Origin of the sequence: Chryseobacterium sp. C3, assembly GCF_014218905.1 — a bacterium.
Lineage (GTDB): Bacteria > Bacteroidota > Bacteroidia > Flavobacteriales > Weeksellaceae > Chryseobacterium > Chryseobacterium mucoviscidosis.
Genome location: NZ_JACLCU010000001.1, coordinates 650,413 through 667,901 on the forward strand (window position 1 = coordinate 650,413; position 17,489 = coordinate 667,901).

General features: G+C 37.6%; 13 protein-coding genes. 5 read left to right on the forward strand and 8 right to left on the reverse strand.

The features are described 5' to 3' along the window. Window positions 1-61: 61 nt before the first annotated feature. Window positions 62-739, reverse strand: a complete 678-nt coding sequence (locus H6W53_RS02915; protein WP_185204795.1) for a YceI family protein — start codon at window positions 737-739, stop codon at window positions 62-64. A 631-nt stretch (window positions 740-1,370) separates the two neighbouring features. On the opposite strand from H6W53_RS02915, the gene H6W53_RS02920 reads away from it, so the two are divergent. Further along, a complete protein-coding gene (locus H6W53_RS02920) occupies window positions 1,371-3,494 on the forward strand; it encodes a Tex family protein (RefSeq protein WP_185204796.1) in 2,124 nt (707 codons plus the stop codon). A gap of 189 nt (window positions 3,495-3,683) precedes the next feature. Then, entirely contained in the window at window positions 3,684-4,247 is a 564-nt protein-coding gene (locus H6W53_RS02925; protein ID WP_185204797.1) for an RDD family protein, read from the forward strand. A 416-nt stretch (window positions 4,248-4,663) separates the two neighbouring features. Here H6W53_RS02925 and H6W53_RS02930 read toward each other — a convergent pair whose 3' ends face one another. Together H6W53_RS02930 and H6W53_RS02935 are read right to left on the reverse strand one after the other, a co-directional pair. Then, window positions 4,664-6,229, reverse strand: a complete 1,566-nt coding sequence (locus H6W53_RS02930; RefSeq protein ID WP_185204798.1) for a M20/M25/M40 family metallo-hydrolase — start codon at window positions 6,227-6,229, stop codon at window positions 4,664-4,666. 236 nt (window positions 6,230-6,465) lie between these two features. Then, window positions 6,466-6,642, reverse strand: a complete 177-nt coding sequence (locus tag H6W53_RS02935) for a histone H1 (RefSeq protein WP_076394683.1) — start codon at window positions 6,640-6,642, stop codon at window positions 6,466-6,468. 333 nt (window positions 6,643-6,975) lie between these two features. Here H6W53_RS02935 and H6W53_RS02940 point away from each other — a divergent pair, with 333 nt between their 5' ends. Further along, window positions 6,976-8,511, forward strand: coding sequence for a peroxidase, FMP-type (locus tag H6W53_RS02940; protein ID WP_185204799.1), 1,536 nt, complete (start codon window positions 6,976-6,978; stop codon window positions 8,509-8,511). 493 nt (window positions 8,512-9,004) lie between these two features. Here H6W53_RS02940 and pgl read toward each other — a convergent pair whose 3' ends face one another. The 5 genes from pgl to ribA all read right to left on the reverse strand — a co-directional run bounded on the left by pgl (window position 9,005) and on the right by ribA (window position 14,952). Then, a complete protein-coding gene (gene pgl, locus H6W53_RS02945) occupies window positions 9,005-9,715 on the reverse strand; it encodes a 6-phosphogluconolactonase (RefSeq protein WP_185204800.1) in 711 nt (236 codons plus the stop codon). A 22-nt stretch (window positions 9,716-9,737) separates the two neighbouring features. After that, the gene (gene zwf / locus H6W53_RS02950; protein ID WP_185204801.1) at window positions 9,738-11,219 is read right to left on the reverse strand and encodes a glucose-6-phosphate dehydrogenase; all 1,482 of its coding nucleotides are present in this window, start codon (window positions 11,217-11,219) and stop codon (window positions 9,738-9,740) included. 9 nt (window positions 11,220-11,228) lie between these two features. Continuing rightward, a complete protein-coding gene (gndA, locus tag H6W53_RS02955) occupies window positions 11,229-12,647 on the reverse strand; it encodes an NADP-dependent phosphogluconate dehydrogenase (RefSeq protein WP_185204802.1) in 1,419 nt (472 codons plus the stop codon). Window positions 12,648-12,876: 229 nt separating this feature from the next. Continuing rightward, entirely contained in the window at window positions 12,877-14,313 is a 1,437-nt protein-coding gene (locus tag H6W53_RS02960) for an SDR family oxidoreductase (RefSeq protein WP_185204803.1), read from the reverse strand. Between the two features lie 48 nt (window positions 14,314-14,361). Then, window positions 14,362-14,952: a GTP cyclohydrolase II gene (ribA, locus tag H6W53_RS02965; RefSeq protein WP_185204804.1), complete on the reverse strand. Its 591-nt coding sequence runs from the start codon at window positions 14,950-14,952 to the stop codon at window positions 14,362-14,364. A 97-nt stretch (window positions 14,953-15,049) separates the two neighbouring features. Between ribA and H6W53_RS02970 the strand changes: the two genes are divergently transcribed. Both H6W53_RS02970 and H6W53_RS02975 read left to right on the forward strand, forming a co-directional pair. Next, window positions 15,050-15,709, forward strand: coding sequence for a TetR family transcriptional regulator C-terminal domain-containing protein (locus tag H6W53_RS02970; RefSeq protein ID WP_185204805.1), 660 nt, complete (start codon window positions 15,050-15,052; stop codon window positions 15,707-15,709). A gap of 441 nt (window positions 15,710-16,150) precedes the next feature. Beyond that, window positions 16,151-17,467, forward strand: coding sequence for an ABC1 kinase family protein (locus tag H6W53_RS02975; RefSeq protein ID WP_185204806.1), 1,317 nt, complete (start codon window positions 16,151-16,153; stop codon window positions 17,465-17,467). Window positions 17,468-17,489: the final 22 nt, after the last annotated feature.

The following is a 17,489-nucleotide window of genomic DNA, read 5'->3' on the forward strand; positions in this document are numbered from 1 at the left end:
CAAACACAAAAAAAGCCGCCTCAAAAAAGGCAGCTTTACAAATCTGAAATATCTAACAATATTATTTTTTAGCTTTTACATCTACAGCGATTTCGATGTCTTTGCTGATCATCCATTCTGCAGGATCCGCTTCGGAAGTTCCGAATTTAATTCCCCAGTCTGCTCTGTTCACCGTGAATTTAGCCTGGATTGCCGCTGAATTTTCTGTTACATCCACTTTGGCTGGGAACGTTACATTCATTGTTTTTCCGGATAACGTAAGGTTTCCGCTTACTGTTTTGTTAGCACCTGCTACTGCATCTTTTGGAGCTTCCTTAAGATCTGCTACGCTTGTAATTTTGAAATCTGCCGTTGGATTTTTTGCCGTGTCGAAGAAATCAGGGTTTTTAAGGTGTGCTTCAAGATCTGCCGGTTTTTTATCTTTTTCCGTTACAGAAGCCGGATCTACTTTAATAGAGTTCATGTCGATCACAAAGTTTCCTGCCGTTACGCCTCCGTTTTCAATGCTCAAATCTCCCGATTTTACCATTAAAGTTCCCCAACGCGGAGCCATTCCTCCTTTGTGGAATGCTTTCCAGTTTACCACAGAACCTACCGTATCTACAGGCAATACTTCCCCTTTGCTTTCTGCTACTTTCTGCTCAGTAGAAGTTGCTGCATTTTCAGCCGATTTTTCTTTGTTACAAGACGCTGCAAGCAATCCTACTGCAACCAATGCAATAACACTTAGTTTTTTCATATTATTTAAATTGTTTAAAGTTTATTCTGAATTCTAAATTCCGGAACCAAAAATAGAAAACATCCCACACTTTTATCTTATCATACATCAAGAAATCAAATTTCAGGGTTTCCATTACTGACCTTTCCGCTAAAATAAGAATTATTAAACACACATGATACAATTAAAATCTTTGTATCAGGTTTAAATTTATTTTTACCATTAAGGAATTAAGACTTTTTAGCTAAAAAACTAAATAAAAATAAACTTATTAATTACAATTAACTGAACTAACTGAAATTCTTAGTGTTAAAATTAAGAAAAGCTATAAAAACTTTTATTTAGCAATATTAAATGAGCTCTTAAAGTAAAGTTGTTTAAAGTAAAATGGCAGAAAACTCTATAGAGTTTTATCTGTGTAGACCCCATATTCGCAAGGCGTTCTGCGTTCCGTAGGAACGCTATCTTTAGAAAATTTATCATATTTAAGATATCAATCCTATGGATTGATTGATGGATTTATTCTTATTTCCACACAGATTCTGCTCCTAAAGGAGCAAACTCTTTAACTTTAAACAACTTCATAATGTAGTTAAACTTAAAATAGGTTTACAAAAGACATTTTGATTATTTTAGCCGTTTAAATTTTAAAATGAACACAACACAATACATACAGCAATCCCTCAACATATTCGAAAAAAGCATCAATGCCACTTTAGAACTATTGGCGGAAGACTGCACCATTCCTTTCATTTCCCGCTACCGAAAAGATAAAACCGGAAACCTTGACGAAACACAGATTGAACAGATTTCGAAACTCAGTAAACAGTTTGAAGAAATTGTAAAAAGAAAAAAATCCATCTTAAAATCGATTGAAGAACAAAATGCTTTAACACCGGAACTGAAACAGAGAATTGAAGAAAGTTTTGATATTCAGGAAATTGAAGATCTTTATCTGCCGTTCAAAAAAAGAAAGAAAACCAAAGCCGATGCCGCGAAAGAAAAAGGACTGGAACCTTTAGCGAAAATGATTATGAGCCAGAAAGTTCAGGATCTGCAGTTTTTGGCTTCAAAATATCTGAACGATCAGGTTGCATCCGAAGAAGAAGCTTTGCAGGGCGCAAGAGACATCATGGCAGAATGGATCAACGAAAATATGTACGTGAGAAAAAATCTCCGCCGCCTTTTTCAGCGAAAAGCAATGGTTACTTCAAAAGTAGTGAAAGCCAAAAAAGACGAAGAAGAAGCACAGAAATTCTCACAGTATTTCGAATGGGAAGAAAGCCTGAACAGAATGCCTTCTCACCGCCTTTTAGCCATGTTGAGAGCCGAATCCGAAGGTTTTGTGAAAACCAATGTGGGGATCGATAAGGAAGAAGCTATTGATTTTATTGAAAATGCCATCATTAAATCCAACAACGAAACATCGGAACAGATTTCACTGGCAATCAAAGACAGCTACAAAAGATTACTGGAACCCGCAATCTCCAATGAAACCTTACAGGAAGCGAAAGAAAAAGCTGATAAAAAAGCCATCGAGATTTTCTCTGAAAACCTCACGCAGCTTCTTCTCGCGCCGCCTTTGGGAGAAAAAAGGATTCTGGCAATTGATCCGGGTTACAGAAGCGGCTGCAAAGTAGTATGTTTAGACGAAAAAGGCGATCTGCTCCACAACGAGACCATTTATCCGCACGCTCCGCAAAATGAAAGCGGAATGGCAATGAAAAAAATCCGCTCTATGGTGAATGCCTATAACATTGAAGCCATTTCCATCGGAAACGGAACCGCAAGCCGCGAAACCGAGTTTTTCATCAAGAAAATTGCATTCGACAAACCTTTACAGGTTTTCGTTGTTTCAGAAGCCGGAGCTTCGGTGTACTCTGCAAGTAAAATTGCGCGTGAAGAATTTCCAAGCTATGACGTGACGGTTCGAGGATCGGTTTCTATCGGAAGAAGACTGGCGGATCCGTTGGCAGAACTGGTAAAAATAGATCCGAAATCCATCGGAGTCGGACAATATCAGCATGACGTAGATCAGACTCAGTTAAAAAATGAACTGGATTCTACGGTGATGAAATGTGTAAATTCTGTAGGAATCAATCTCAATACAGCGAGTAAATCTTTATTAAGCTATGTTTCGGGAATCGGCGAGAAAATGGCAGAAAATATAGTGAACTACCGTACAGAAAACGGAGCTTTTGAAGATAGAAAACAACTTAAAAAAGTTCCGAGACTGGGAGAAAAAGCTTTTCAGCAGGCAGCCGCATTTGTAAGAATCCATAATGCCAAAAATCCGCTGGATAATTCTGCCGTACATCCCGAAGCCTACGGAATTGTTGAAAAAATGGCAAAAGATTTAGGCATAAAAACCAATGAGCTGATCGCCAATAAAGAAAAAATTGCAGTGATAAAACCCGAAAACTACATCACAGGAGACATCGGAATTTTAGGAATCAAAGACATTTTAAAAGAGCTGGAAAAACCGGGACTGGACCCAAGAAAAGCGGCTAAAGTTTTTGAATTTGACCCGAATGTAAAAAGCATCAAAGATTTAAAAGCAGGAATGATTCTGCCCGGAATCGTCAATAACATCACTGCCTTTGGCTGTTTTGTAGATCTGGGAATCAAGGAAAGCGGATTGGTTCATATTTCCCAGTTAAAAGACGGCTTTGTTTCTGATGTGAATGAAGTGGTAAAACTGCATCAGCACGTTCAGGTAAGAGTAACGGAGATTGATGAAGCGAGAAAAAGAATTCAGCTGAGTATGGTTTTGTAAGAATGATTAAGGTTTTAAATTCAAGTCTGTTTAGATGGTTATTTTATTTACGAAATTGTCATTTTGAGCGAAACGAAGTGGAGTCGAAAAATCTAAAATAACTGAATTTTAAATGATTTTGCCTTTATCATTACTAATAAAATTCTGTTCAGCATAACACAAAAGGTTTAAATGGAAACACATGGTAAGATGAAAATTTCAGAGCTTAAAGAAAATAAGACAACAAGAAGGGCAACCCGAAATTTTGATTCGGAAGGAAGACGCATCTATGAATTTTTTGAATATGAAATCTCTTATGATACTACCTACGAAAAGAACCGCAGGGACAGATTCTGTTCCAAAATTATAGACATGATTCCCTTTACCCTGCTTTTTGTTTTCATATTGCATAAACCTCTGATTGTCGCTGTGATTCTTTCAATTCCGTGTGCAATTGTTTTAGGATCAGTAACAGAACATTTTTTCGGGTGTACTCTTGGCAAAAAGATTTTTAAAATAAAAGTGATTGATGATTACGGTAACTATCCCAATATTCTGAAATCATTTGCAAGAAATTTACTTTGTCTGGCAAATCTTTTCTTTTTTTGGATCAATTATGAACATCCCGAAAATGAATCATCAAACAAATCCATGCGGATGGATTTTCATATGCATTTCAACAACGAGATCTGTAAAACCTACATTGTAAAAGAAATAAAAATGGAAGAGATCAGAAAGGTTCTTCATAACCGGTTTTCTCTAAATAAAAAGTGACTCATGAATTGAGTCGCTTTTTTTATTATAAAAATTTTGATTGTCCGTTTATTAACCTAAAGCTTCGACAGGCTCAGCTTGACATCGCTAGAAATCAAGCGTTTAGTATTAGAGGTGTCACACTGAGCTTGTCGAAGTGCCTGTTATAAATAATTGATTTTCATATCAGTGCATAGTAATAGGTTGTTTAACGGATATTCAATTAAAAATTTAAAGTAAAAAAGTTTTGCTCCTTTAGGAGCAGAATCTGTGTAGAAATAAGAATAAATCTATCAATCAATCCTACGGATTGATATCTGCAATTCTCAATGAATTTTCTAAAGATAGCGTTCCTACGGAACGCTGAAAGCCTTGCGAATATGTTTTCTACACAGATAAAACTCTATAGAGTTTTCTAACTTTTCACTTAAACTTTATTAATAATCCTTAAAATCCCTTATCGGTTTTCTCATTTCCGGCCATTGGGTAACCTGCCCTTTATCGTCCAAAGGCATTGCTCTTTTTTCCCTGTTCGAAAATTCGGGATCTTCTGAAGCCATGTACGCTAAAGTTGCCGTTAGAATCACATTGCTTTTCACCTCATCAAAAATGATTTTGTCGTACGTATCTTTTGTCGTATGCCATGTGTAGCCAAAATATCCCCAGTTTAAAGAACCCAATCCGAACGATGGAACTCCTGCTGCCACGAAAGAAGCATGATCGGAACCTCCTCCTCCGGGAATTCCTGGAAAGTCTGTTTTAATCTGGCTTTTAATATTTTTAGGAACCGCATTCAGCCATTTTCCAAGATAATCGTAAGCATGTACAAAACCCTGTCCGCTGATATTTACGATTCTACCTGTCCCGTTGTCCTGATTGAAAACCGCCTGAACTCCCTTTACAATTTCAGGATGATCCGCCACAAAACTTCTCGATCCGTTCAGTCCCTGCTCTTCACTTCCCCAAAGTCCTACAATAATGGTTCTTTTGTTATCTGGATAATATTTCTTAAGAATTCTCATCGCTTCCAACATGGTTAAAACTCCCGTTCCGTTGTCTGTAGCGCCTTGCGCGCCGTCCCACGAATCCAGATGCGCAGAAAGAATGACGTATTCATCAGGCTTTTCTTTTCCTTTAATCGTTCCGATGGTGTTGAACGATTTTGCTTCGGGAAGGATTTTTGATTTCACCTCGATCCTGATCTTGGGTTTTGCACCGTTTTCCGCCATTCTGTACAACATTCCATAATCTTCAAGCTCAATATCGAACATGGGAATATTTTTCGTTTTTGCCTCAAAAACTCTGTTGGCTCCCATAATTCCTGTCCAGTTGGAAATCGCAATTCCTGCCGCACCCGCTTTTTCCAGAGCTTCGGGAAGCGTTTCGTTATTATAGCCGATGCTTTTTATATAATTCTGATACTCTTTGGAAGCCTGTTCTTTCTCTTTTTTGAGTTTCTCATACAGTTCAGGTGTAGCAAATTCTTTAATCTGATCGTCGGAACGACCAATTTTCTGGTATTGTGCCATCAAAACAACCTTTCCTTTCACGGAAGACATCCACTCATCAAATTCAGCTTTGGAAGAAACTTTAGGGAGAATAATAACTTCTGCTTCCACCGCTTCTTTGGTTGCCGGACTCCATGCTAACTGGGTTGCCGATAAACTTTTCATCCGCGGAAACGTCATATCCACATGGGTAATTCCTCTTTGCCATCCTTTCCATGTTCCAAACTGTTGCAGACTGGCTTCAATATCCCATGATTTCAGTTTATTTGCCGTCCATTCATTGGCGGCAAGCATTTCCGGAGTTCCGATCAGACGCGGACCGATTCCGTCCAAAAGTTCATACGCCATCGTTTCAAGCTGAGAATTATTGTTTACCTCATTCACGAAATTCTGAACAACGGGATTAAGTTTTTCCTGAGGAACGGCATTCTGAGCCAAAGAAAATTGAGTCATTGCCATCATAACAGGCAACGTAAGAAATCTGTTTATCTTCATATTAATCATTGATTCGTTAAAGATAAAGAGATTTGCGGAAATGGGAAAATGCAGAAAGGATTTGGTGATGGTGAATTGTTGCTGTGAATGGTGAAAAAGTCAATGGTGAATGTGAGATTCATTTTTGATTTACAATCCACAAATCAAGACTGTATGAAAGTGATGATTTTAAAAACAGAATTTCTTATTTAAAATTCAAATAAAAAAAACCGACTGAAAGCCGGTTTTGGGAACAACTATTTTTTTGATTCTTCAACAGAAACTTTTCTGAATTCCTTGAAAAGCTTGCTTAGTTCCAAAGCTGCTTTACGAGCTCTTGTTCCAGCTGCTTTGTTTCCTTTTTCTGCTTGTTGGTTTGCTTCAGTTGTGAAAGCTTCAAATTCTGCGTTGATTTTTTCAATTAGTTCTTTCATTATTTTTAAAATTTAGGCTGCAAATATAGCTTTTATGGTGATTCCAGCCTAATAGTGAAGAAAAAATTTCCAAGAATTCACAAATAATTTCAATTTTACTACAAAATGCCTGAGATTACTGTAAAATGTAGGGATGTAAAAGATATCAGGGATTGCAAAAGCAAGTTATGATCAACCAATAGAATTAAGTAAAACTACTGAGTTTTTTGTTTCCCAGACTGATTAATTTTGAAGAGTAAAACTGATGATTTCGGAAATCTTTAAATCTCTATTTTGAAGTTTAAAATAATTTTCAGAATCAAAAAAACTAATCATTATAAAAACGAAATTACCATGCTGAAAAGACAAAAAGAAAGTATTGAGCAGGAAAGCCTGTTTCTGAGAACATCCGCAGACAGTTCTCAGGGTTTTCTGGAAAACCTTATGAAAGGGTATTCCAAACTCACGATCGATGATCCGCTGATTCCTTTCAGAGAAAAAAATCTGAACCAGATTGTAGATAATGTAGACTATGGAATTTTAAAGGCTCTGGACGTAACCTGGGTGAGCTACAACGCCGATTACAATAGAAATATCGACAGAACAATGAACGGAAGCGGCGTTCATACCACGATTATGCCTTCACCGGGAACCAATTCGGGAACAATTCCGGGAAAGTTCAGCTTCGAATGTGAAGAATACATTGAAAAACTGGTTTTTTCTCTTGTTCCGGGAGGTGTGCGCAATCGTGGCGGGGCAAATGAGCTTTTCTGCGGGGCTATAAAGTACGAGCAAAGCATTAAAAGTGTAAATACCCAAAAAGATAATCCGGATTTGCTGTACACGCCTATTCATGAAGAAAACGGGATGTATCTCTGGCTGAGTGATGTCTACAATCACGCAGCTACAAAGGAATCTATAGAAAGAGACCGCGGAATTCATGCTTTTGATGAGGAAGATTACAAAAACTACGGGTACAAAGGCGAATACAGAAACGAGCCTTTGGTTCAGGTGAAAGATGAAAACGGAAATCCTCAGTATATTCTGATGAGTGAACTGAAGGAAGGACAGGAATATTATGAGATCATTCCGGCAAAAGAACTAAAACCGGGAGCGGGTAATCGCGGACCGTATTTTATTCCGGATTATTCTATTTCGCGAAGCGGAGTGATTCCTCACGGAAGCACGATCACTTTACTGGGCGACATTGTTCCTTCCCAGTCCAATTATCTTATACAGGGAGCGCCGCAGTTTCCGGAAGGCGATAAGGCATGGAATTATGATTTCCTTTCTGTTTCGCCAACGATGGGAGGAGCAGGAGCGAGTGAAACCCATCCTATCAATCTGGATGAGCCCGCTCCGGCGTGGGTTCACGAAACGCTGAATGACCAAAATGATCCGGGAGAAAATAAAATTTATACGCAGAGAATTCTTGCACACGATCTTTATCCTTATTCGGTAAGACCAGATCTGAGATTAAGAGATACGCTCAGCGGACAGGAAGTTAAGAATTATGTTTTTCTTCAGATGTCTTCCAAAAACAAAACCGGCGCACAGGGCGGGATTTTAAATGTTCCTTTCGTAAACCGTTTTGTTCCGACGGTGGAGGTAAATTTCAGAATGTGGATTGAAACAGTTGTAGAAAACGGAAGAGAGATTCTTCAGCTTCAGTATGAGCAGATTATTCTTTTTGAATTCCATTTCGGAGATGACGGCGGAACGACAAGCTGGCCGCATATTCAGGTGAATACGCTTCGAAAACTGGAGGATATTCCTGAAGATCAAAGAAAAATTATAGAAGAGCAGTTTTTTGAAGGAACAAAAACTCCGGAAAATATATCCTTAAATGCTCCGGCTGCGACATCAGGCTGTCCGTATCACAAAGGGTAAGTAAATATTTATACTATAGTTTTAAAGAAAGCAGCGACGGCACGAGTGCCGTCGCTGCTTAATATATATGCAATATTTATTTAAATACTTATTAATTTAACCTGAGTTCGGGATAAGTCTTCTTAAACGCAAGGCTAAACAAAGAGATTCAATTGTAAATAATTCAGCTTTTAAGATATACAAAGGCGTAAAACTTATCAAAGTAATACCATTTTTGTCTTTTTAAATAAACGAAGTGCCTTTGTTTAGCTAGCTTACAAACTTTCAATAAGTAAAAAAATATTTTGTTTTTCTTTGCGATAAATCAATATAATTTTATAAATCAATTATTTAAATTTATTTATTATCCCGAACTGAGGTAAATTTAATCTGAAAAGATTTTATCTTAACGTGGGTTTGATGTAAAGTTTTCAAATTAAAATTGAACAGCTATACCCATTGCAAAGACGCAAAACATTCAGATAAAGAGTTTAAAAAAGTTTAAATTTAATGATTATCCTTTTGCTTTTTCGTCTGTGAACAATTCTACACAATCTCTTTTTTCAATGAGCTGCATCGGATACTGTTCGGGATTGTAAACTCCGTTTAAAACTTCATTCAGAGCGTGTTTTTTGCTTTCTCCAAAGGTGACGATTAAAATATTTTCAGCGTTGTTAATCACGGGAGCTGTAAGAGTGATTCTGAACATTTCCTGAGGTTTCAGATAATAGGCATCCACCCACTTTTCTTTTTCCCAGAGCACTTTTTCTCCAGGAAAAAGTGATGCTGTATGTCCGTCGTCTCCCATTCCCAGAAGAATAAAATCAAAACGTCCGTCATTTCCCAAAACATTTCTGATCTGATTTTCATATTCCACAGCAAATTCTTCTGCAGAAACTCCTTCTTTATACATCGGAAAAATATGATTTTTATTAACGGAAACATGATCGAGAAGGGTATCGAATGTCATTTTAGCATTGCTTTTCTCGTCATTCAGCGGAACCCATCTTTCGTCTACCCAGAAAAAAAAGACTTTGCCCCACTCTATTTTATCTGCATATTCCCCGGAAGCCAGCAGCTTAAAGATCGCTTTCGGAGAAGAACCTCCGCTTAGTGCCACCACAAAACGATCGTGATTTTTAATGGACTTTTCAGCCAAATCTACAAATCGGTCTGCAGATTTTTTATATAATGTATCTAAATCGTTAAATACGGTAATCTTCATTTTTACTTTTCTTTATTAAATTTTAAACCCAGTGATGCCCCTGTCTTTCTACCAGAGCCGTACTTTCTTCCGGACCCCAGCTTCCGGCTTCATAGTTCGGGAAAGAGGTATCTTTTTCATTTGCCCACGCTTCCTGAATGGTTTTTACCACATCCCATGCTTCTTCCACCTGATCGGAACGCATAAACAGGGTTAAATCTCCTAAAAGAGCATCCAGCAATAACGTTTCGTACGCTTCCGGTGTATCTTCCTGACAGGCAAAATTATCAAAAATCATTTCCACAGGTTTTAAAACCAGAGAAAGTCCCGGCTTTTTTGCCATAAACTGCAGTCTGATATCCATTAACGGCTGAATATTGATAATCAGTCGATTGGCAGACAATTGTTGCGAGCTTTCTGAAAACGTAGAATGCGGAAGCGGCTTAAACTGAATGGTGATGTAAGAATGTTTCTCCTTCATCTTTTTTCCGGTACGAACGTAAAACGGAACACCTTGCCATCTTTCATTATCCAGATAGAACTTTACGGCGGCAAAAGTTTCTGTGTTGGAATCCGGCGCAATCCCTTCTTCCTGCCTGTAACCTTTCGCTTTTTCGCCATTTAACTTTCCTTTTCCATATTGTCCTCTCACGGCATAATGGTCTACTTTCTCCGCAGGAATTCTTCGTATAGATTTCAGGACATCTACTTTACGATCTCTGATTTCTCCGGATTCCAGTGAAGCAGGCGGTTCCATTGCCACCATACAAAGGATCTGCAAGAGGTGATTCTGGATCATATCTCTCAATGCACCGGTCTGTTCATAGAAGCTGCCTCTGGTTTCCACTCCTACTTCTTCCGCTACCGTAATCTGTACAGATTCAATATGTTTACGATCCCACAAAGGTTCAAAAATAGCATTTCCGAACCTGAAGGCAAGAATATTCTGTACGGTTTCTTTTCCCAGATAATGATCGATGCGGTAGATCTGTTCTTCTTCAAATGCTTCTGCCAAAAGGCTGTTCAGTTCAATGGCAGACTGTTTATCGTGTCCGAAAGGTTTTTCGATGATAATACGGTCTTTTTTAGGATCTGAAGCAAGCGATGCATTTTTGATATGATTGGAAATGGTAGCGACAAAATTAGGACCTATTGAAAGGTAAAAAAGTCTGTTTCCTCTTGTTCCGTAGACTTTGTCAAAACTTTCCAGTTTCTGATTAAGATTTTTATAGGAACTCTCTTCATCAAGCTGATGCTGTACATAGGTAATATGTGCCTGAAAACCCGCCCAGTCTTCCGAAGTTACTTTTTTTCTGGAAAAGCTGTTCAGGTTTTCTCTGATGTAATTTTTAAAATATTCGTCGGAATTATCTGCTCTTCCCAAAGCGATGATGTTAAAGCCTTTCGGCATTCTTCCATCTATATACAGGTTGTAAAATGCAGGAAAAAGTTTTCTTTTTGCTAAATCTCCTGTTGCGCCAAAAATGATAATTGTGGTGGGCTGCAAAACTTTATTTTCGCTCATTTCTGAATTTTAATGATTAAAACTTTCCCAGTTGGTGTGAAAAACTCCCTCTCTGTCGGTTCTCTGGTAGGTATGCGCTCCGAAATAGTCTCTCTGTGCCTGAATCAGATTCACCGGAAGAGATTCCGTAGTATAGGCATCGAAATATCCTAAAGCCGTCTGAAGTCCTAAGCTTGAAATACCGTTTGAAACTGCAAAAGCTGCTGTTTTTCTCAATGAAGAAACCTTTTCTTTAACGATAGCTGCGATATTTTCATCAAGCAGAATATTGGAAAGCTGAGGATTTTTTGTGTAGGCAGTATAGAATTTCTCCAATAAAACAGAACGGATAATGCATCCTCCTCTCCAGATCTTTACTACATCTTTCAGAGGAATTTCAAACTGATATTCTTCAGAAGCTTTTACCAGTAAAGCCAGACCTTGTGCATAGCTGATTAGTGTAGATAAATACAGAGCTTCTCCCACTTCATTAATGAAAATTTCTTTGTTCTCAGGAGTTACAACCTCACTGTGAGAATATAGTTGCGACGCTTTTATTCTTTCGTCTTTATAAGCTGATAAAATTCTGGACGTTACCGCAATATCAATCGTCGGAATTGAAACGCCGATTTCCATTGCCTGTTCGGAAGTCCATTTTCCGGTTCCTTTAGCACCTGCTTTATCTAAAATCTGATCAACAAGATAACCATCGGTTAAAGAATCTTTCTGCTGGAAAATGTCTCTTGTAATTTCGATCAGGAAAGAATTCATTTCTCCGTTATTCCATTCTTTAAACACTTCATAAAGCTCATCATTTGTAAGCTTTGCTCCTTTTCTCAGCAAATCATACGCTTCGCTGATGAGCTGCATGATGGCATATTCAATCCCGTTGTGAACCATTTTCACATAATTTCCGGCAGAACCTTTTCCCATGTAGGCTGTACACGCATCACCATCTACTTTGGCTGCAATGGCTTCCAGCATCGGCTGTAAAAGTACGAATGCTTCCTGATCTCCGCCCGGCATAATACTTGGTCCCGTTCTCGCTCCTTTTTCACCTCCGGAAACTCCCATTCCCATAAAATGAAGCTTTTGGGAAGCCAGATCTGCCACACGTCGGTCGGTATCTTTAAAGTAAGAATTTCCGGCATCTATTACGATATCTCCTTCGCTCAGAATCGGTTTAAGATTTTCTAATACCGCATCTACCGGTTTTCCGGCAGGAACCATCAGAATAATTTTTCGCGGTGTTTCCAGCTGCGATACAAAATCTTCCAGAGAAGGTATTCCTTTGATATTCATATCGGAAGTTTTCTGTTCTTCCAAATCTTTTATTTTTTCATGATCAAGATCAAATCCTGCAATAGAAAATCCGTGATCGGCGATGTTGTACAGGAGATTTCTCCCCATAACTCCCAGTCCGATCATACCATAACTGTATTTTTCCATTATGATGATGTATTAGTAAATGTTTAAACGTTTAAAACTTTAAAATTAAGCATTATGAAAGTGATATAGAAATAAGATTCATAAAAATTTTCTATCTGATGTTTAAGGCAATATTTAAAATTTGCTTAAAAATATAATCCTCAATTGTTTACTACAGAAATGTCATACAAAAACTGGCAACACGCTTATGTGCTGCCAATTCTTAAAAAATAATCGGATATATTTGAAATCAAGAAATTTTTCCTGCCAGTCTTCTTACCATCCCTTTAAAGATAATTCCGTGAAACGGCAAAACAGAATACCAATAGAGTCTTCCCGTTAATCCATGAGGTCGGAAAACCGCTTTTTGCCAAAGTTTACCTTTATACACTTTAAACATTAACCACGCTTCTCCGGGAAGTTTCATTTCTGCGAAAAGAATCAGTTTTCCTTCTTCTTTGTTGGCATACAGAACACGCCAGAAATCCAGTGCATCACCTTCGTGAAGTTTATCGGGATGCGTTCTTCCACGTCTCAATCCTGGTCCGCCAACCAATAAATCCATAAAACCGCGAACCTTCCAGAGACTCTGACCGTACCATCCGTTTGCGCCGCCTAAAGAAAAAACTCTGTGGAGACATTTTTCACGGTCATCATATTCTTCAGTTCTTAAATCTACAAAACAGCCGTATTTCGGGACATCAAGATAATCTTTCAGGCTGGAATCGCTTCTGCTACTGATAAAGCTGTCTTTCCAGCTTGAAGCAATTTCATTATCCTGAATTTTAGCCAAAGTTCTTCTTAACGCCGTATCATAAGAAAAAGGCTGAACTCCGGTAATCTGCTTGATTTCAGCAAGGCTTTCCGGTCTGCAGATGACTTCAATCTTCATGCTTCCGACCAATGCAGAAGCTAAATTATAGGATGTTGAAGTAATAAAATACAGCCAGTATGAAGACAGTTTCGGAGTCATTACAGGAACGGTAAAAATCTTTCGTTTCAGTCCTCTGATTTTAGCAAACTCCAAAAGCATTTCTTTGTAGGTCAAAACATTATCGCATCCGATATCAAAATTTCTGTGATATGCCTGTTCTTTAAATAAAGTAAAAATCAGAAAATCCAGAACATTGGCAATTCCGATCGGCTGACATTTTGTGTGGAGCCATTTCGGAGCCACCATCACCGGTAATTTTTCCACCAGATCTCTGATGATTTCGAACGATGCACTTCCTGAACCAATGATAATTCCAGCCCGTAAAACGGTTGCCGGAACTTTACATTTCATCAGGATTTTTTCAACTTCAAATCTTGAACTCAGATGTTGAGAAAGCTCTTTTTCATTCGCCAAACCCGAAAGATAAATAATGTGTTTACAATCTGTGGTTTCAATATAATTTGAAAAATTAACGGCGCATTGTCTTTCAATTTCTGCATAATCGTTGCTGTTGCTCATCGAATGCATCAGATAATACGCTCCCGAAATATCTTTCGGAATATTTTCCAGTGTTTCGGGTTTCAGAAAATCCACTTCCACCACTTCAATCTGGGCATCATCAATATCCACACTTTTAGAAAAACGGTTTTTATCTCTGCAGCAGCAGATTACCTGATAACCTTGTGCAGCGATTACGTTTATCATTCGTTTTCCGATGTATCCGGTAGCGCCGGTAAGCAGAATTTTTTTCATAAGATTGGTTTTGGTGACTGGAATTTGTTTCTCAGCGTAATGAGAAAATTATACCTTTTCTAAGAGATGTCCAAAATAATCTTTCTTTTTTGAAAGATAACTTTCGTTTACCTCGTTAGATTCTATTTCCAAAGGAACTCTATGATTGAGAATAATTCCGCTGTTTTCCAGAGATTTAAGCTTATCCGGATTATTAGTCAGCAAATTAATTTCTTTCACATCCAAAATCTTAAGCATTTCCACCGCTACATCAAAATTTCTTCCGTCTGCGGGCAAACCCAGCTTTAAATTGGCTTCCACCGTATTAAAACCTTTTTCCTGAAGCGCATATGCTCTTAACTTATTGATGATTCCGATATTACGCCCTTCCTGTCGAAGGTAAATAATTATTCCTCCGTTTTCCGACATATATTTCATTGCCGCGTCCAATTGTTGTCCGCATTCACACTTTTTAGAATGAAAAATCTCGCCTGTGATACACTCCGAGTGAAAACGTACATTTACCGTTTTGCTGAAATCTGTATTTTCTGCCACCCAAACCAAGTGCGGATTCCAGTCTTCTTCATGTTCTGAGAATGCATAAACAGTAAACATTCCAAAATCTGTAGGTATATTCGATTGTGCCTGTATTGTCAACATAATTCAAAAATTAAATTGTTTATATAGTACAAATTTATACTTTATTTTAATTAAATGTAAATTTATTTACTAAATTTGTCAATAAATAAATTCTATTATGCAAGAACAAGCCAATATCACGCAGGAAAAAATATTTGAATTATACGGAGACTATCTTTTGAATCACGGAGAAAAACCGAAAAACGTTTACCTTTTTGCGAAAGAAAACAATTTTGAGGAGAAAGAATTTTACCACTATTTCTCAGGATTCGAGCAAATCGAAAGAGAAATAGTGAATCATCTTTTCACGAAATCTCTGGAACTCGCTTCGGAAGTAAATTCCTCGAGCGAAGTGACAACCAAAGAAAAACTCCTGAATGTGTATTACATTTTCTTTGAAAATATGACGATGAACCGTTCATTGGTATTATCTATTTTAGGAAGCAATAAAATTCAGAACATTAAAACGCTTCAGAATCTTAGGGAAACCCACAAACAATTTGTTAATACTCTCAATTTCAACGAATGGGAAATGATTGAAAAAGCGAAGGAAGATATCAGAAAATTCAACGAAAAATCTAGACAGGAAGCACTTTGGCTTCATTTGGTTTCATCCATTGATTTCTGGAAAAAAGACACTTCTCCTGATTTTGAAAAGACTGACATTTTCATTGAGAAAACCATTGACACAGGTTTTGAATTAATGGATAATGAACCGTTAAGAAAAGTTTTCGACCTCGGAAAATTTCTGTGGAAGGAAAAATTTAAAATGAGTTGATGAATAGCGATTGGCAAATGGCTTTTCGTTTCGAATAAGCTAATATTTATTTGGGCAGCTATTTCCGTCCGAAGTTTATCTTGAGTCTGTCGAAGGATTTCCGCTTTTTTGTGCCAATGCTTTTCCCAGTCTTACAAAAAGAGCTCCACTCAGGTCGGGCTGCGAGATTCGCCGGTTCAAAAATTAAAGGTAAAAAAAGAATAAAGCACTTCGTCTGCGAAAATGAATGAAAATAATCTAGAGAATAGTGCGCTCCGTAGGAGCGGAATCTGTGTAGAAATTACGAATAATTGTGTTGAAGAGAACTCCGTAGGAGTTCAAGGTGAATTAAGAATAGCACTCCTACGGAGTGCCTCAAAATGGAAAATAAATTCTTTTTCTACACAGATAAAGCTCCCAAAGGAGCTTTGATTACCAAACACATAAAAATAAGATTTAAAAATGAAAACATTAGATAAAATTCCAACAGGAAAAATTGAACGGACAAGCAGCCTGCTCAAAGCAGGAGCGAAAGTCGGTGTCAATTACCTTAAATATTACGGAAATAAAATAACGAAAGATGAAGATGAGGCACGTAAAATTCTGAACGAAGACAATGCTGCAGACATTTACGATTCGTTAAAAGAATTGAAAGGTTCTGCTCTGAAAGTCGCACAAATGCTGAGTATGGAAAAAAATATTCTTCCGGTGGAATATGTGGAGAAATTTTCGCTTTCACAGTTTTCGGTTCCGCCTTTGTCTGGTGCTTTGGTGAAGAAAACATTCAGAAAATATTTCGGGAAAAATCCGGAAGATATTTTTGATGAATTTTCCGCCGAATCGGTTAATGCTGCGAGTATCGGACAGGTTCATACTGCGAAAAAAGATGGTAAAAAACTTGCGGTAAAAATCCAGTATCCCGGCGTGAGAGAAAGTATTTCGAGCGACCTTAAAATGGTAAAACCGATTGCAATGAAGATGTTCAACATCAAAAAAGAAGGTTCGGAATCTTATTTTCAGGAAGTGGAAGACAAACTGTTTGAAGAGACTGATTACAATCTGGAAATGAAACGCAGTCAGCATTTTGCAGAAGAATGCAGTCATCTTCCGAATGTGAAGTTCCCCCATTATTATCCGGAATATTCGTGTGAGAAAATCATTACGATGGATTGGATGTCGGGAATTCATTTTTCGGAATTTACTAAAAAACAGAATCCTCAGGAAGATTTGAATAAAATCGGACAGACACTTTGGGATTTTTATATGTTTCAGATGCATATTTTGAAAAAAGTTCACGCCGATCCGCACCCGGGAAATTTCCTGATTTCGGAAAACAATGAATTATTGGTTATTGATTTTGGCTGTATCAAAGAGATTCCGGAAGATTTTTACATTCCGTATTTCGAACTGGCGAAAGAAGAAAATTTAAAAAATCCTGAGATTTTCCGTGAGAAATTATTCACACTGGAAATTCTTCGAACAGAAGATTCAGAAAAAGAAAAAGAGTTTTTTGCCAAATTATTCTACGAATTGCTTGAATTGTTTACGAGACCGTTTAATCAGGAAAAATTTGACTTTTCAGACGAATCATTCTTTCAGGAAATTGCTGATTTAGGACAAAAATATGCGAAAGCAAGTGATATGAAAGGAATGAATACCAACCGCGGTTCACGACATTTTATATACCTAAACAGAACGTTTTTCGGATTGTACAATATGATGCACGATCTGAAAGCGAAAGACGTGGCAATTAATAATTTTAAAAATTATTGTAAGTAATATTAACCGCAAATCGAAGATT

What these genes read in the sequence shown, in the direction of transcription:
- H6W53_RS02915 (WP_185204795.1), bottom strand. Translation starts at nt 739, where the DNA reads ATGAAAAAACTAAGTGTTATTGCATTGGTTGCAGTAGGATTGCTTGCA.
- H6W53_RS02920 (WP_185204796.1), top strand. Translation starts at nt 1,371, where the DNA reads ATGAACACAACACAATACATACAGCAATCCCTCAACATATTCGAAAAA.
- H6W53_RS02925 (WP_185204797.1), top strand. Translation starts at nt 3,684, where the DNA reads ATGAAAATTTCAGAGCTTAAAGAAAATAAGACAACAAGAAGGGCAACC.
- H6W53_RS02930 (WP_185204798.1), bottom strand. Translation starts at nt 6,229, where the DNA reads ATGAAGATAAACAGATTTCTTACGTTGCCTGTTATGATGGCAATGACT.
- H6W53_RS02935 (WP_076394683.1), bottom strand. Translation starts at nt 6,642, where the DNA reads ATGAAAGAACTAATTGAAAAAATCAACGCAGAATTTGAAGCTTTCACA.
- H6W53_RS02940 (WP_185204799.1), top strand. Translation starts at nt 6,976, where the DNA reads ATGCTGAAAAGACAAAAAGAAAGTATTGAGCAGGAAAGCCTGTTTCTG.
- pgl (WP_185204800.1), bottom strand. Translation starts at nt 9,715, where the DNA reads ATGAAGATTACCGTATTTAACGATTTAGATACATTATATAAAAAATCT.
- zwf (WP_185204801.1), bottom strand. Translation starts at nt 11,219, where the DNA reads ATGAGCGAAAATAAAGTTTTGCAGCCCACCACAATTATCATTTTTGGC.
- gndA (WP_185204802.1), bottom strand. Translation starts at nt 12,647, where the DNA reads ATGGAAAAATACAGTTATGGTATGATCGGACTGGGAGTTATGGGGAGA.
- H6W53_RS02960 (WP_185204803.1), bottom strand. Translation starts at nt 14,313, where the DNA reads ATGAAAAAAATTCTGCTTACCGGCGCTACCGGATACATCGGAAAACGA.
- ribA (WP_185204804.1), bottom strand. Translation starts at nt 14,952, where the DNA reads ATGTTGACAATACAGGCACAATCGAATATACCTACAGATTTTGGAATG.
- H6W53_RS02970 (WP_185204805.1), top strand. Translation starts at nt 15,050, where the DNA reads ATGCAAGAACAAGCCAATATCACGCAGGAAAAAATATTTGAATTATAC.
- H6W53_RS02975 (WP_185204806.1), top strand. Translation starts at nt 16,151, where the DNA reads ATGAAAACATTAGATAAAATTCCAACAGGAAAAATTGAACGGACAAGC.